This window comes from Actinoallomurus acanthiterrae (assembly GCF_054775715.1).
This window is the reverse complement of the sequence record NZ_BAAHCO010000001.1, coordinates 3,592,097-3,606,818: the sequence shown is the minus strand read 5'-3', so window position 1 is coordinate 3,606,818 and position 14,722 is coordinate 3,592,097. Positions and strand designations below refer to the sequence as shown.

Below are 14,722 nucleotides of genomic sequence, written 5' to 3'. Positions count from 1 at the left end.
CCGCCGAGGACGGCGCGAACACCTTCACCCTGCTCGCGTTCTCCGGGCACACCAACGTCGCCCGCTACGCCCGCGTCTCAGCCGACGCCCTCACCCGCCGGCAGCACCAACGCGACCCCCAACCGACGACGCTGACCGCTGCCCCTTTTCGGCTACCTTGGCTGCCCCGTACAACTCGGCCGGACCCACAGCGCGGCCGAACCTACGGCACGGTCAGGCCGTACGACACTGGCGGAGCGGGCGGTCAGAGCAGGACGAAGGACAGTCCGCGGGCCTTCAGCTTCGGGATGACCTGGCCCAGGGCTTTGATCGTCTCGGAGCGGTCGCCTCCGCCGTCGTGGCACAGGAGGATGTCCCCGCCCTTGGCCTCCAGCAGGCTCCGCTTGATGCGGCGGGTGCCCGGGCGGGCCCAGTCGCGCGGGTCGATGTCCCAGTCGATCGGCAGCATCCCGTGCCGCGCCGCCGAGCCGAACACCGCGCGCGACCACGCCCCGCCCGGCGAGCGGAAGAACTTCGGCACGACCCCGGTGGCGTCGCAGATGCGGTCGTGCGCCTCGGTGATCTCCTTGTCGACCTTCCGGGACGACAACGAGGCGATGTCCAGCGGGTGGTTCATCGTGTGGTTGCAGATCTGGTGGCCCGCCGCGGCGATCTGCTGCGCCAGCTTCGGGAACTGCTTCACCTGGATGCCGATGAGCGAGAACGTCGCCTTCACCTCGTGCTCGGCCAGCAGGTCGAGCATCTTCGGCGTCCACTCCGGGTGCGGGCCGTCGTCGATGGTGAGCGAGATCGCGTTGGGCGGTGCGGTCGGGATGACGTCGTGCACCTGATGGATGGCCTCCTTGCGGCGCGGCAGCGGCGGCAACGGCGTCGGCGTCGGAGGCTTGGGGGTGGGCGTCGGGGAGGTGTTCGCGGGCGGGATGACGGCCCGGCCCCGGGCGAGGGTATGCCGGTTCGCCGCGGGGATCCCCTTGACTCTGTCTCCGGCGAGCAGAAGAGCGGCGCTGGCGGCACCGAGAGTGATCATGCGACGGCGCGTCACGACATCCCGAAACTCCACGTGTCAAACGCTATGCCCTAACTGGTACCGCTGGACACACGTGACCTGATCGCAACAGAGGAACCACTACAGGGACGTGACGCATTAGACACCGTAATCGGGCTTTGAGTGACAATCCGGGCTTGCGTTCGACGACCCCCTCCCGCACACTCGGTTAGGTTAGGTTTGCCTAAGACTCCCCGGTTCAAAGGAGCGCGTCCCCTTGCTGCTCGGCAACTTCCTCATCGGCCTGCGCGAAGGGCTCGAAGCGTCGCTGGTCGTCAGCATCCTCATCGCGTACCTGGTGAAGTCGGGCAACCGACGGGCACTCGCTCCGGTCTGGGCCGGCATCGGCACCGCGATCGGGATCAGCGTCGCGTTCTGCGTGCTGCTGAGCTTCGCCTCGGGCGAGATGCAGTTCAAGACGCAGGAGGCATTCGGCGGCACCCTCTCGCTCATCGCGGTCGGCCTCGTGACGTGGATGGTCTTCTGGATGCGCCGGGCCGCGCGGTTCATGAAGGCCGAGCTCGAGGGCAAGCTCGAGGGCGCGTTGTCCCTCGGCACCGGCGCGCTGTTCGCCGTGGCGCTCCTGGCGGTCGGACGGGAGGGCCTGGAGACGGCCCTCTTCCTGTGGACCAACATCAACGCCGCCAACAACACCACCGAGCCGATCATCGGCGCCGTGCTCGGCCTGCTCACCGCCGCCCTGCTGGGCTACCTGCTGTACCGCGGCGGGCTGAAGCTCAACCTCAAGCGCTTCTTCACCATCACCGGCGCGGCGCTCATCGTGGTGGCCGCCGGCGTCTTCGGCTACGGCTTCCACGACCTCCAGGAGGCCGGGATCCTGCCGGGGCTCACGTCGTACGCGTTCCAGCCGCACACCTGGTTCCAGGGCATGGGCACCGCCGGTCAGTGGCTGCAGACCGCCCTGCAGGGCGTCTTCAACCTCACGCCCCAGGTGACCGTGGTCCAGGCCGTGATGTGGGTGCTCTACCTCGTACCGGTCATGATCCTGTTCCTCCGCCCGGCCAAGCCGGCCGCTCCCAAGCCGCAGCGGCAACCGGCGCCCGCCCAAGGCTGACTCCGACCGCCCAGCCCGACCTCTCGCCCCCGGCCGTCCCGGCCGGGGGCTTTCGCGTTCCCGGAGCGAATCTCTCTTGACTAACAAGATACTCTAATATCAAGATGCTCTCATCAAGAGAAGACCTATCTCCGAGCGAACAGAGGTGTCGTGATGCGAGTACTGATCGTGGGCGGCGGCGTGGCCGGCGCGGTGGCGGGCATCGCCGCGAAGAAGGCGGGACTGGACCCGATGATCTACGAGGCGTACGAGCACAGCTCCGGCCTCGCCCACGGCGTCTACCTGACCGTGGCGGTGAACGGGCTGGACGCGCTGCGGGCGGTCGACGCCGACAAGGTCGTCACCTCGGCCGGCTTCCCCTCCGGCCACATGCGCTTCCTCAGCGGCACCGGCAAGCAGCTCGGGGTCATGCCCCTCGGGCCGACGCTCACCGACGGCACGGCCACCCACACCATCCGGCGGGCGGACCTGTACGGCGGCCTGTACGCGGAGGCCGAGCGGCGCGGAGTCCCGATCGAGCACGGCAAGCGCCTGGTCGGCGCGACGACGGCCGGCGGGCGCGTGGTGGCGCGGTTCGCCGACGGGAGCACCGCCGAAGGAGACCTCCTGGTCGGCGCCGACGGCGTGCACTCGGCGACCCGCTCCCTCATCGACCCGGCCAATCCGGCCCCGCGCTACACCGGCCTCGGCAACACCGGCGGCTTCACCCGCGACACGGGCATCGACGCCGAGCCGGGCGACTACGTCATGATCTGGGGGAAGAACTGCTTCTTCGGGTACACCGTGAGCCCCGACGGTGAGATCTGGTGGTTCGCCAACCCGCCCCGGGCCAAAGAACGGTCGCGCGAGGAGCTCCGCACACTGACGACCGACCGCCTCCGCGAGGAGCTCGTGGGCATGCTGTCGACGGACCGGACGCCGGGGGCGCGCATCGTACGGTCGATGTCCGGCGACTTCCCGCTGACCAACCAGTACGACCTGCCGAACGTGCCGACCTGGCACACCGGCCGGATGGTCGTCATCGGCGACGCGGCCCACGCCGTCTCCCCCTCCTCCGGCCAGGGCGCCTCCCAGGCCGCCGAGGACGCCGTCACACTCGCCCGCTGCCTGCGCGACGCCCCGGACATCCCGCGGGCGCTGGGCGCGTACGAGAGGCTCCGTCGCGAGCGTGTGGAGCGGGTGGTGGCCTGGGGCTCGGGGATGAACAACACCAAGAAGCAGGGCCTGACCGGCCGCGTCCTGCGAGACCTGGCCCTCCCGTTCATCCTGCGGAACGCCGCCGGCCCCAAGTCGATGGCGAAGATGGCGTGGCTGTTCGAGCACCACATCGACTGGGACGCGCCCGTCGCGTTCTGACCGCCCGGTGCGCACGCCCGCGGACACGGACAGGCCGGGCCCGCGCGACGGGCGACCCCGGGTTACCCGTCAGTCGTTACTGATGAGTAACCTATGGGTAGGAGTACCCAGCAGTGCTCCGCAGGCTCTGTCAGAAGGAGAACCGACCGTGCCCCGTACCGCACGTGACGTGGTCTTCGTCGACGGCGTTCGCACGCCGTTCGGCAAGGCGGGCCCCAAGGGGCTGTACGCCGAGACCCGCGCTGATGATCTCATCGTCCGGGTGATCCGCGAGCTGCGGAGGCGCAACCCCTCCCTGCCTGCGGACCGGGTCGACGAGGTCGCCATCGCCGCGACCACCCAGATCGGCGACCAGGGCCTCACGATCGGCCGCTCGGCCGCCGTCCTGGCCGGGCTGCCGAAGAGCGTCCCCGGGTACGCCATCGACCGCATGTGCGCCGGCGCGATGACCGCCGTGACGACCGTGGCGGGCGGCATCGCCTTCGGCGCGTACGACGTCGCCATCGCCGGCGGCGTCGAGCACATGGGCCGGCACCCGATGGGCGAGGGCGTCGACCCGAACCCGCGGTTCCTGGCCGAGAAGCTCGTCGACCCCTCCGCCCTGGTGATGGGGTCGACGGCGGAGAACCTTCACGACCGGTTCCCGCACATCACCCGTGAGCGCGCCGACGCGTACGCCCTGCGCAGCCAGCAGAAGGTGGCCGCCGCGTACGAGGCCGGGAAGATCCAGCCGGACCTGGTGCCGATGGCGATCCGTTCGCAGGAGAAGGGCTACGGCCTGGCGACCGCGGACGAGCCGCCGCGCCCAGGCACGACGCTGGAGGGGCTGGCCGGCCTGAAGACGCCGTTCCGGCCGCACGGCCACGTCACAGCGGGCAACGCCGCCGGGCTCAACGACGGCGCCACCGGCTGCATCGTCGCCGCCGAGGACGTCGCCGCCGAGCTGGGCCTTCCGGTCCGGATGCGGCTGGTCGACTACGCCTTCGCGGGGGTCGAGCCGGAGGTCATGGGCGTCGGCCCGGTGCCGGCCACCGAGAAGCTCCTGGCCCGCAACGCGATCACGATGGACGACATCGGCCTGATCGAGATCAACGAGGCGTTCGCGGTGCAGGTGATCGCCTTCCTCGACCACTTCAAGGTCGCCGACGACGATCCGCGCGTGAACCCCTGGGGCGGCGCCATCGCGCTGGGCCACCCCCTGGCGTCCTCCGGCGTGCGGCTGATGATGCAGCTGGCCCGCCAGTTCGCCGAGCGGCCGGACGTTCGCTTCGGCCTGACGACCATGTGTGTCGGGATGGGCATGGGCGGCACCGTGCTCTGGGAGAACCCGAACTTCGAGGGGGGCAAGTGAGCACGGTGCAGACGTGGCGTTCCCGGCTGGACGCCGGCAATGTCGACCATGACGAGGTCGTGACGCACGCGCGCGTACGCGACGTCGAGTTGCCGTACGGCGCGGGCACCATGGCGCTGATCACGCTCGACAACGGGTTCGACCACACCAAGCCGAACACCTTCGGGCCGCACGGCCTGCTGGCGCTGAACGACGCCCTCGACCAGGTGGCGGCGCGTGACGACGTCGCGGCGGTCGGCGTCACCGGCAAACCGTTCATCTTCGCGGTCGGCGCGGACCTCAAGGGCGTGTCGGCGCTGGGCGACCGCGAGCAGGCCAAGCTGGTCGCGCGGCTCGGGCACGACGTGTTCCGGCGGCTCGGCGAGCTGAACGTGCCGTCCTTCGCGTTCGTGAACGGCGCGGCGATGGGCGGCGGCGTCGAGGTGGCGCTGCACTGCACGTACCGGACGATCTCCTCCGGCGTGCCCGCGCTCGCGCTGCCCGAGTGCTTCCTCGGCCTGGTCCCCGGCTGGGGCGGGACGTACCTGCTGCCCCGGCTGATCGGCGCGGAGAAGGCCCTCAAGGTCATCATCGAGAACCCCCTCAACCAGAACAAGATGCTCCGCGGGCCGCAGGCCTTCGAGCTGGGCGTCGCGGACGCGATGTTCGAGCCGGCGGACTTCCTGGAGGAGTCGCTGCGCTGGGCCGCCCGGGTGCTGACCGGCGAGGTGGCGGTCGCGCGCGCCGAGGTCGACACCGGCAAGGCCTGGGACGACGCCGTCGCGCAGGCGCGATGGTTCGCCGAGGGCAAGCTGCACGGCGCGGCCCCCGCGCCGCTGCGGGCGCTGGACCTGGTCGCGGCGGCCAAGGACCGCACCCGCGACGAGGGCTTCGCCGCGGAGGACGACGCCCTGGCCGACCTGATCATGAGCCCCGAGCTCAAGTCCGGCCTGTACTCCTTCGACCTGGTGCAGAAGCGCGCCAAGCGGCCCGCCGGCGCGCCCGACAAGGCCCTCGCCCGGCCGGTGACCAAGGTCGGTGTGGTCGGCGCCGGGCTGATGGCCTCGCAGCTGGCCCTGCTGTTCGCCCGGCGGCTGAACGTCCCCGTCGTGCTCACCGACCTGGACCAGGAGCGCCTCGACAAGGGCGTCGGCTACGTCCACGCCGAGATCGACAAGCTGCTCGGCAAGGGCCGCGTCTCGGCGGACGAGGCATCGCGGCTCAAGGGCCTGGTCACCGGCTCGCTGACCAAGGACGCCTTCGCCGACGCCGACTTCGTGATCGAGGCCGTCTTCGAGGAGATGGGCGTCAAGCAGAAGGTCTTCGCCGAGGTCGAGGCGGTCGTCTCGCCGGAGTGCGTGCTGGCCACCAACACCTCGTCGCTGTCGGTGAGCGAGATGGCCGCCAAGCTGAAGCACCCGGAGCGGGTCGTCGGGTTCCACTTCTTCAACCCGGTCGCGGTGCTGCCGCTGCTGGAGATCGTCCGGGGCGAGCGGACCGACGACGCCGCCCTCGCCACGGCGTTCGCCACCGGAAAGGCGCTGAAGAAGTCCTGCGTGCTGGTCAAAGACGCGCCCGCGTTCGTGGTCAACCGCATCCTGCTGCGGCTGCAGGCGGCGATCCTCACGACGGTGGAGGAGGGCACGCCGATCGAGGTCGTCGAGCGCTCCACCAACCCGCTCGGCCTGCCGATGTCGCCGTTCGTGCTCATGGGCCTGGTCGGCCCGGCCATCGCCCTGCACGTCGGTGAGACGCTGCACGCGGCGTTCCCGGACCGGTTCCCGCTCTCGGAGGGCCTGGCCAAGCTGGTCGCGGCGGGCAAGCCCGGGGTCTACCGCCCCGACTTCACGCTCGACCCGGAGGCCGTCGCCCTGTTCGAGGGCGGCGCCTCGCCGTCCACCGAGGAGCAGGTCCTCGCCCGGGCGCTCGACGCGCTCGCCGAAGAGATCAAGATCATGCTGGACGAAGGCGTCGTCGCGGCGCCCGAGGACATCGACCTGTGCCTGATCCTCGGCGCGGGCTGGCCGTTCCACCTGGGCGGCATCACGCCGTACCTCGACCGCACCGGCATCGCCGAGAAGGTCAACGGCGTGCGCTTCCACTCCTGACGTCCGGCGTGCGCCCCGGCACGATGTGCCGGGGCGCGCGTTCCCGGACGCCGGCACGTCTCCGTCCGCCCGCGCCGAACACGGGGCGAAACACCTATGTGCTGGCGCCCGGGGAACACCCGCAACACCCGGCTGATCATCGAGCGTTGCCACACCGGATGCTGGTCCCTGGACGGAGGCGCCGGTCCCAACCTCGCCTGTGACTCCTGCGGGGCCCGGGTGGCGACGCGGATCGACGACTGTAATCGCTGGCTGGAGGTACGGCTCGAGCCGGCGGCGGTCACAGTCGGCACGACGTCCGGCCCAGTCGCCGAGGGCACAGACCCGTTCCCGTGGGAGACCGCCGAAGAGGAACGGCTCGGCGTTACGCCGGCCTACGAGCCGAACGCCGAGCTGCCGGACTGGCTGTGGTTCGACACGCTGACGTCGTGCGCGGCGCGGATCCTCGCCGCCGCGGACGGGGGACCGCTTGACCGGCTGCCCGGGCCGCAGAGCCCCTGGCTGAGCGGGTTGATCCAGGAGCTCCGCGGACTCCGCAGCTGGTGAGGGCGAACGCGTCTCCGCATTAGGCCTTGTACAGCTTGATCCAGTCGACCTGCATGGTGTCGCCGATATGGGTGCGCCTGTCGCCGGGGATCATCGGTCTTCGGACGACGGCGATCGGCCTCTCGTCGCTACGGGTGGCCATGCCCTTCTCGGCACCGTGCCCTCAGCCGGGAAAATTCCCTCCTGACGGGACGACGCAGGAAGAGCAGGTCCTACTTGTTGGAACGCTCGATCAACACTGTGACTTCGACGCACGAGGAGCCGTTCTGGCTTCTGATGCTTTTTCTCCACGAGGCGTCGGACAGATCTTGGAGCGTTATTGAACGATCCAGACATGCCTGCATGCGCCCCTGCGTCGAACGGGACGAGCTGGACGGTGACATTCGGGAGCTGCGCGACCTTCTGCAGGCGTTCGAACTGTGCCCGCATGACCTCCCGTCCGCCGACGACCCGGTGGAGTACTGACTCATCGATGACCGCGATGACTTCCAGCGGCGGATCGTCGTACAGCGCCTGTTGTCTGCGCATCCGGAGATCGATGCGAGCCTGGATCCGCTCCTCGGAGAGCTTCGACGTACCGTCACGGATGACGGCGCGGGCGTAGTCCTCGGTCTGTAGCAGACCAGGAACGGTCAGCGGCTCGAACACCAGCACGCCGGTAGCTTCGGCCTGGTATTGCGAGTTGGGGTGACGAACGCCGTCAACGCCACCGCCGCGCTGCGGGTCTGGCCGGATGGCGCCTGGCCGCTGCGCCTGGACGTCGTCGCCTGCAACCAGTGGACCCACATCGCCGTCACCGACCCCGATCACCGGCCCCTTCCGGCCTCCGACAAAGGCGGCCAGTTAGCCGAGCACGGCCGGGGTCTTTCGATCGTCGACCAAGTCGCCGTCGCGCGATGGGTCGTCTATCGCGAGCGGGCCAAGGTCATGAACGTGGTCATCGCCGCGCCGGGCATCGAGCTGACGGCTGCAGAACTGGCCGCGCTGGAAGCGCCGGAGTGAGCGGCAAAGACTCGACGCTCGCACAGGAGCTCGCCGCGTTCGTACCTCGACCGGACCGGCCCCCGAGGAGGTCAGCGGCACCTGCATCCGTACAGGGTCCTGACACCGGAATGGGACCGCCGGCGGTCACCGCGTTCCGTTCGCGGTGACCGCCGGCGGTCGACGTCCCAGAGCCTTGTTGGTCAGGCCTTGTACAGCTTGATCCAGTCGACCTGCATGTTGCCACCGGTGTGGGTGCGGCTGTCGCCGGGGAACCAGTCCAGCTGGATCGTCGGCGCGAGCGTGCCGCGCGGGATCGCGGCGCTCTTGGTGGTGTGGAACCACCGCTTTCCGTCGACGTAGCCGTTGACCTGCGTGGAGGTGACCTCCACGGCGAAGGTGTGCCACTTGGTCAGGTCGACCTTGACCTGCTGCTGCAGCTGCTGGTCGTTCCCGTAGTGCAGGAAGAAGTTGGGGTGCGTACGGTTCGGGTCCTGGATGTCCTCCATGTAGTCGACCTCGGCGGGCTTGCTCTCACCCCAGAGCAGCAGTACGGGGTGGTAGCAGCCGCAGCCCTTGGCCGCGCGGACGCGGGTCTCCCAGCGGCCGTACTTCCGGATGCCCTTGTGCCAGGCCATGCCCTCGGACCAGCCGTTGGCCAGGCCCGTGATCGTCAGGATGCCGTTCTTGACCTTGGCCTGCGACGGGCGCCGCTTGGTCTTCTCGCCGCCCGGCTTGTCCTTGCCCGGGTCCTCGTACAGCTCCCAGTCCTTCTTGTTGACGGCCTTGCCGCTGAAGTTCTCCACCCGGAGCGGCTTGCCCCACTTGTACCGGGCGGCGGCGGTGCCGTCCGTCGCCTGCCCGGTCACGGGCGTGGCCTGCCGTGCGGCGTTGTCCGAGTAGCCGACCTTGGAGGCCTTCGACGACGAACCATCCGAGACGGCGATGCCGGTGACGACCGCACCGACGGCGACGGCGGTCCCGGCCGCGGCGACGGCGAGACGGCGGGATTGGCGCATGGAACGACTCCTTCGAGGGGGAACAGGACACGGCGAGGGCCGTACGGCCACTCCCCCCGAAGCCGTCGAAGAGCATACGGACGTCTCAGACACATGTCGGGGGTTTCATTCAGCGTCGAACGCCTCGCGCGCCAAGATGAGACTCCGGTCCCGTACGGAGAGAGCCCGAAGTCCCGATGCGCTCGAAGTCCCGGTACGCGGCGGAGTCAGGCGTACGCGGACGGCAGGCGGGGCGGAGCCAGGAGGTGCGCGGGCGACAGGCGCCGTGCGGTCAGGAGGTGCGCGGGCGACAGGTGCGACGGAGTCAGGAGGTGCGTGGGCGGCAGGCGCGGCGGAGGGCGTCCCAGCCGGCGAGCTTGACCCGTTCGCCACGGGAGAGGGCCCGGGCGAGCTCGATCTCCTCGGCGTCGATGCCGAGCCAGTCGTCGTACGTCACGGCGCGGACGTTCCGCGCCTCCAGCAGTGCCTCGATGGACGGGTGCTCGCGGGCCCGGCCGTCCAGGTCGGCGAGCAGTGCGCGGACGGTCTCGGCGGCGTCGGCCTTGTTCGTGCCGATGACGCCGGTCGGGCCCCGCTTGAGCCAGCCGGCGACGTACTCCCCCGGCCGCGGCCGGCCGTCCTCGCCGAGCACCCGCCCGGCGTCGTTCGGCACGACGTACGCCCGTGGGTCGAAGGGCACGCCGGGCAGGGGCACGCTCTGGTATCCGACCGAGCGCAGCACCATCCCGACCGGCAGGGTCTCGTACGCGCCGGTGCCGACGACCCGGCCCTCGTCGTTCAGCGTCGTGTGCTCCAGGCGCAGGCCCTCGACCCGCTCGGTGCCGAGGATCTCCACGGGCCGCAGCCAGAAGCGCAGGTCGAGCCGGCGCGGGCGGCCCTCGACCGGCCGCCCGGTCCACTCGTTCATGACCGCGACGTTGGCGCGCACGTGCCGGTCGGACTCGGCCAGCGCGGCGCTCGCCGGGTCGAGCTCCATGTCCTCGGCGCGGATGTGCACCTCGGTGTGCGGCAGCCGGCCGAGCTCGCGCAGCTCCTTGGTGGTGAACTTGGCCTGCGCGGGCCCCCGCCTGCCGATCATGTGGATGTGGCGTACGGCGCTGCCGCCGAGCAGGTCGAGCACCGGCTCCGGCACGTCGGTGGCGCGCAGCTCGTCGGCGGTCTTGGCGAGGATCCGCGCGACGTCGACGGCGACGTTGCCGACCCCGATCACCGCGACCTCGTCGGCGGACAGGTCGACGTCGAGGTCGAACGCGTCGGGATGGCCGCAGTACCAGTTGACGAAGTCGGTGGCGGCGACACTGCCGGGCAGGTCCTCCCCCGGCACGCCGAGGTGCCGGTCGACCATGGCGCCGGTCGCGTAGATCACCGCGTCGTAGCAGTCGAGCAGGTCGTCGCGCGTGATGTCGCCGCCGAGCTCCACGCCGCCGAGGAACCGCACTCCCGGATGCTCCAGCACCCGCTGCAGGTAGCCCGCGATGGATTTGATCGATGTGTGGTCCGGGGCTACGCCGTACCGTACGAGGCCGTACGGCGTCGGCAGCCGGTCGAAGACGTCGGCCTGTACGTTCCCGTCCGCCTGCTTCACCAGTGCCTCGGCGGCGTAGATGCCCGCCTGCCGGACCCGATGATCGCGACGCGGAGCGGATGTGTGTCCGCCACGTCGCCATTGTGCGCACAGAGACGCCCGGACGTCAGGACCCGACGGGCCACATCACCGGGATTCGACCGTCGGTTTAACCGACGGTTCACCCGCCCGACTGTGGCGGTGGCCGTACCCGAAGTAGATGACGAAGCCGATGAGCATCCAGACCACGAACCTGATCCACGTCTCGACCGGCAGGTTCAGCATGAGGTACACGCAGGCCAGGACGGACAGGATCGGCACGACCGGCGACCACGGGACGCGGAACGACCGCGGCAGGTCGGGCCGGGTCCGGCGCAGGATCATCACGCCGATCGAGACGACCACGAAGGCGAACAGCGTGCCGATGTTGACCAGGTCGGCCAGGGCCGACAGCGGGATCAGACCGGCGATGATCGCGACGAGGACGCCGATGATGACGGTCATCCGGGCCGGCGTGCCGAACCGCGGGTGGACCTCGGCCAGCCACTGCGGCAGCAGCCTGTCACGGCTCATCGCGAAGAACACCCGGCTCTGGCCGAGCACGAGGATGAGCACGACCGTGGTCAGGCCGGCGAGCGCCCCGATGTCGATGACCGTGGCGAACCCGGAGTGCCCGACCGCCTTGAACGCTTCGGCGAGCGGGGCCTCCACGCTCAGCTGCCGGTAGTTCTCCATGCCGACGACGACGAGGGAGACCGCGACGTACAGGGTGGTGCAGATGGCGAGCGAGGCGATGATCCCGACGGGCAGGTCGCGCTGCGGCTTCTTGGTCTCCTCGGCGGCGGTCGCGACGATGTCGAAGCCGATGAAGGCGAAGAAGACGATCGCGGCGCCCGCGAAGACCCCCGCCCACCCGTACGTGGAGGGCGTGTAGCCGAACAGCACCTGGACCAGCGGCTCCTGGCCGCCGTGCACCGAGGGCGTCGGGACCGACTTCGGGACGAACGGGTGGTAGTTCGAGCCCTTGATGAAGAACAGTCCCGCGAAGATCACGAACAGCACGATCGCGATCTTGATCGTCACGATGACCGCGTTGACCCGCGAGGAGACCTTGATCCCGAGGACGAGCACACCCGTGACGATCAGGACGATCAGGGCCGCCGGGATGTTGAAGGTGGCATGTTCTCCGGCCACGGAGGAGGGCAGGTCCCAGCCGAGGTCGCCGAGCAGGCTCTTGGCATAGCCGGACCAGCCCACCGAGACGGTCGCCGCCGCGAGCGCCAGCTCCAGCACGAGGTCCCAGCCGATGATCCACGCGGGCAGTTCGCCGAGCGTGGCGAAGGAGAAGGTGTACGCGGAGCCGGCCACCGGCACGGTGGAGGCGAACTCCGCGTAGCACAGCGCGGCGAGCGCGCAGGCGATGCCCGCGGCCACGAAGGACAGCGCGACCGCGGGTCCGGACTTCTCCTTGGCGACCTCGCCGGTGAGCACGAAGATGCCCGTGCCGATGATGACCCCGACGCCGAAGATCGTCAGATCGAGTGCACTCAGGTCCCGCCGTAGTCGGTGACCAGGCTCGTCCGTGTCCTGAATGGATCGCTCAACCGTTTTAGTACGGAAGACACTCATCTGACTCCCTCTACGACGTATGGCCTCCTCTACCCGGTGATGGCAAAACTAACGGATTGTTAGATTTCAGGACTCGGTGGGTTCAAGCACGTCGTCGCGCGCGGTGGCCGCCGTGATGTCCCTGGCCAGGCCCTGCGGCGTCAGCCCGATGTCGGTGAGGATCTTCGCGCGCTTGGCGTGGTCCAGGAAGCGGTCCGGGATGCCGAACGTCCGGACCGGCACGTCGACGTCGGCGTCGCGCAGCGCTCGCGCCACCGCGTCGCCCACACCGCCGACCCGGCTGTTGTCCTCGACGACCGCGACGAGCCGGTGCGCGGCCGCGAGGCCGGGCAGCTCAGGGTCCAGCGGCTTCACCCAGCGCGGGTCCACGACCGTGACGCCGATGCCGTGTGCGTCGATGAGCCGGGCCGCCTCGACCGCGACGCCCGCCATCGGGCCCGCCGCGACGATGAGCACGTCCTGCTTCTCGCCCGAGCGGACGAGGACGTCCATCCCGCCGACCCGGTCGACGGGCGCGACGTCCTCGCCGACCGGCCCCTTCGGGAACCGGACCACCGTCGGGCCGTCGCCCACGTCCACCGCCTCGCGCAGCAGCTCCGTCAGCCGGGTCTCGTCCCGGGGAGCGGCGACCCGCAGCCCGGGGACGACCTGCAGGATCGACATGTCCCACATGCCGTTGTGGCTCGGCCCGTCGTCACCCGTGACCCCGGCCCGGTCGAGGACGACGGTGACCGGAAGCTTGTGCAGGGCGACGTCCATGAGCAACTGGTCGAACGCGCGGTTGAGGAACGTGGCGTACACGGCGACGACCGGGTGCATGCCGCCGAAGGCCAGGCCCGCCGCCGAGGTCACCGCGTGCTGCTCGGCGATCCCGACGTCGTACGTGCGGTCCGGGTAGGCCTCGGCGAACGCCGCCAGCCCGGTCGGGTGCAGCATCGCCGCGGTGATGGCCACCACGTCCGGGCGCTCGGCGCCCAGCGTCACCAGCTCCTCGCTGAACGCCTTGGTCCAGGTCCGCGAGCTCTTGGCCAGCTTCCGCCCGGTGGCCGCGTCGAACAGGCCGGGGGCGTGGAAGGCCTCCTCCTCGTCGTTCTCGGCGGGCGCGTAGCCGAAGCCCTTCCGCGTCATGCAGTGCACGATCACCGGCTCGCCGAAGTCCTTCGCCTTGCGCAGCGCGTGCTCCACGGCCTCCTCGTCGTGGCCGTCGATCGGCCCGAGATACTTCAGGCCCAGGTCCTCGAACATCGCCTGCGGCTGCAGGATGTCCTTGATGCCCTTCTTGATGCCGTGCAGCGCCTCGTACGCCATCGGCCCCACTACCGGCGTGCGCGGCACCGTGCGCTTGATCAGGTCGAGGGCGTGCTCGTACCCCCGCGTCATCCGCAGGTCCGCGAGGTGGCTGGCCAGCCCGCCGATCGTCGGGGAGTACGACCGGCCGTTGTCGTTCACGACGATGACGACCCTGCGGTCCCGGCCCGCCGCGATGTTGTTCAGCGCCTCCCAGGCCATGCCGCCGGTGAGCGCGCCGTCGCCGATGAACGCCACGACGTACCGGTCGCCCTCCCCTCGCAGCTGGTACGCCTTGGCCAGCCCGTCGGCGTACGACAGCGCGGTGGAGGCGTGGGAGTTCTCGATCACATCGTGCTCGGACTCCGACTGGCACGGGTAGCCGGACAGGCCGCCCGCCTGCCGCAGCGTGCCGAAGTCCTGCCGGCCCGTCAGTAGTTTGTGCACGTACGCCTGGTGCCCCGTGTCGAAGAGGACGCGGTCGTGCGGCGAGTCGAAGACGCGGTGCAGGGCGATGGTGAGTTCGACCACGCCGAGGTTCGGGCCGAGGTGACCGCCGTTCTTCGACGTCGACACCGCGGTGACGAGGAGATCTCGTATCTCGCCGGCGAGCTGCGGAAGCTGCTCCGGAGCCAGGCGCTTGAGGTCCTCGGGCCCTCGAATCGACTCAAGAAGGGTCACTCGGGTCATCTCCTCGTATTTTCTGCGGATGCTGATTTTAGTGCCCGCTCAACCAAGAGGACGCTGGGCCCCTCGGCCGAGTTCACGTGGCGCAGCGTAGC

12 protein-coding genes are annotated in these 14,722 nt (G+C 70.0%); 6 read left to right on the top strand and 6 right to left on the bottom strand.

Annotated elements, in window-relative coordinates; all coding sequences use genetic code 11:
• Window positions 1-244 precede the first annotated feature (244 nt).
• The gene (locus ACYVF7_RS17575) at window positions 245-1,060 is read right to left on the bottom strand and encodes a polysaccharide deacetylase family protein (protein WP_460341223.1); all 816 of its coding nucleotides are present in this window, start codon (window positions 1,058-1,060) and stop codon (window positions 245-247) included.
• Between the two features lie 202 nt (window positions 1,061-1,262).
• Here ACYVF7_RS17575 and efeU point away from each other — a divergent pair, with 202 nt between their 5' ends.
• The 5 genes from efeU to ACYVF7_RS17550 all read left to right on the top strand — a co-directional run bounded on the left by efeU (window position 1,263) and on the right by ACYVF7_RS17550 (window position 7,460).
• A complete protein-coding gene (gene efeU, locus ACYVF7_RS17570; protein WP_460341221.1) occupies window positions 1,263-2,120 on the top strand; it encodes an iron uptake transporter permease EfeU in 858 nt (285 codons plus the stop codon).
• 153 nt (window positions 2,121-2,273) lie between these two features.
• Window positions 2,274-3,476 carry an FAD-dependent oxidoreductase gene (locus ACYVF7_RS17565; RefSeq protein WP_460341218.1) on the top strand — a complete coding sequence of 401 codons (1,203 nt, stop codon included), beginning with the start codon at window positions 2,274-2,276 and terminating at the stop codon, window positions 3,474-3,476.
• A gap of 148 nt (window positions 3,477-3,624) precedes the next feature.
• On the top strand, window positions 3,625-4,827 hold the full coding sequence (locus ACYVF7_RS17560) for a thiolase family protein (protein ID WP_460341215.1): 1,203 nt from the start codon (window positions 3,625-3,627) through the stop codon (window positions 4,825-4,827).
• A complete protein-coding gene (locus tag ACYVF7_RS17555; protein ID WP_460341212.1) occupies window positions 4,824-6,914 on the top strand; it encodes a 3-hydroxyacyl-CoA dehydrogenase NAD-binding domain-containing protein in 2,091 nt (696 codons plus the stop codon). Before ACYVF7_RS17560 ends, ACYVF7_RS17555 begins: the two co-directional genes overlap by 4 nt.
• Before the next feature lie 96 nt (window positions 6,915-7,010).
• The gene (locus ACYVF7_RS17550) at window positions 7,011-7,460 is read left to right on the top strand and encodes a hypothetical protein (protein WP_460341209.1); all 450 of its coding nucleotides are present in this window, start codon (window positions 7,011-7,013) and stop codon (window positions 7,458-7,460) included.
• A 90-nt stretch (window positions 7,461-7,550) separates the two neighbouring features.
• On the opposite strand, the gene ACYVF7_RS17545 is transcribed toward ACYVF7_RS17550, so the two are convergent.
• Complete coding sequence (locus ACYVF7_RS17545; protein WP_460357971.1) at window positions 7,551-8,246, bottom strand: DUF5753 domain-containing protein; 696 nt, start codon at window positions 8,244-8,246, stop codon at window positions 7,551-7,553.
• Here ACYVF7_RS17545 and ACYVF7_RS17540 point away from each other — a divergent pair.
• Window positions 8,148-8,462, top strand: a complete 315-nt coding sequence (locus tag ACYVF7_RS17540; protein ID WP_460358630.1) for an ATP-binding protein — start codon at window positions 8,148-8,150, stop codon at window positions 8,460-8,462. The two genes, ACYVF7_RS17545 and ACYVF7_RS17540, sit on opposite strands and share 99 nt — an antisense overlap.
• Window positions 8,463-8,644: 182 nt before the next feature.
• Here the strand turns inward: ACYVF7_RS17540 and ACYVF7_RS17535 are convergent, their stop codons facing one another.
• From ACYVF7_RS17535 to dxs, 4 genes are all read right to left on the bottom strand, one after another.
• Window positions 8,645-9,460 (bottom strand): glycoside hydrolase family 16 protein, encoded by an 816-nt coding sequence (locus ACYVF7_RS17535; protein WP_460341206.1) that lies wholly within the window; start codon window positions 9,458-9,460, stop codon window positions 8,645-8,647.
• Window positions 9,461-9,764: 304 nt separating this feature from the next.
• Complete coding sequence (locus ACYVF7_RS17530; protein WP_460341203.1) at window positions 9,765-11,045, bottom strand: ferredoxin--NADP reductase domain-containing protein; 1,281 nt, start codon at window positions 11,043-11,045, stop codon at window positions 9,765-9,767.
• A gap of 126 nt (window positions 11,046-11,171) precedes the next feature.
• On the bottom strand, window positions 11,172-12,653 hold the full coding sequence (locus tag ACYVF7_RS17525) for an amino acid permease (RefSeq protein WP_460341201.1): 1,482 nt from the start codon (window positions 12,651-12,653) through the stop codon (window positions 11,172-11,174).
• 66 nt (window positions 12,654-12,719) lie between these two features.
• On the bottom strand, window positions 12,720-14,621 hold the full coding sequence (gene dxs, locus ACYVF7_RS17520; RefSeq protein WP_460341198.1) for a 1-deoxy-D-xylulose-5-phosphate synthase: 1,902 nt from the start codon (window positions 14,619-14,621) through the stop codon (window positions 12,720-12,722).
• Window positions 14,622-14,722 lie beyond the last annotated feature (101 nt).

What these genes read in the sequence shown, in the direction of transcription:
- ACYVF7_RS17565 (WP_460341218.1), top strand. Translation starts at nt 2,274, where the DNA reads ATGCGAGTACTGATCGTGGGCGGCGGCGTGGCCGGCGCGGTGGCGGGC.
- ACYVF7_RS17550 (WP_460341209.1), top strand. Translation starts at nt 7,011, where the DNA reads ATGTGCTGGCGCCCGGGGAACACCCGCAACACCCGGCTGATCATCGAG.
- ACYVF7_RS17535 (WP_460341206.1), bottom strand. Translation starts at nt 9,460, where the DNA reads ATGCGCCAATCCCGCCGTCTCGCCGTCGCCGCGGCCGGGACCGCCGTC.
- ACYVF7_RS17525 (WP_460341201.1), bottom strand. Translation starts at nt 12,653, where the DNA reads ATGAGTGTCTTCCGTACTAAAACGGTTGAGCGATCCATTCAGGACACG.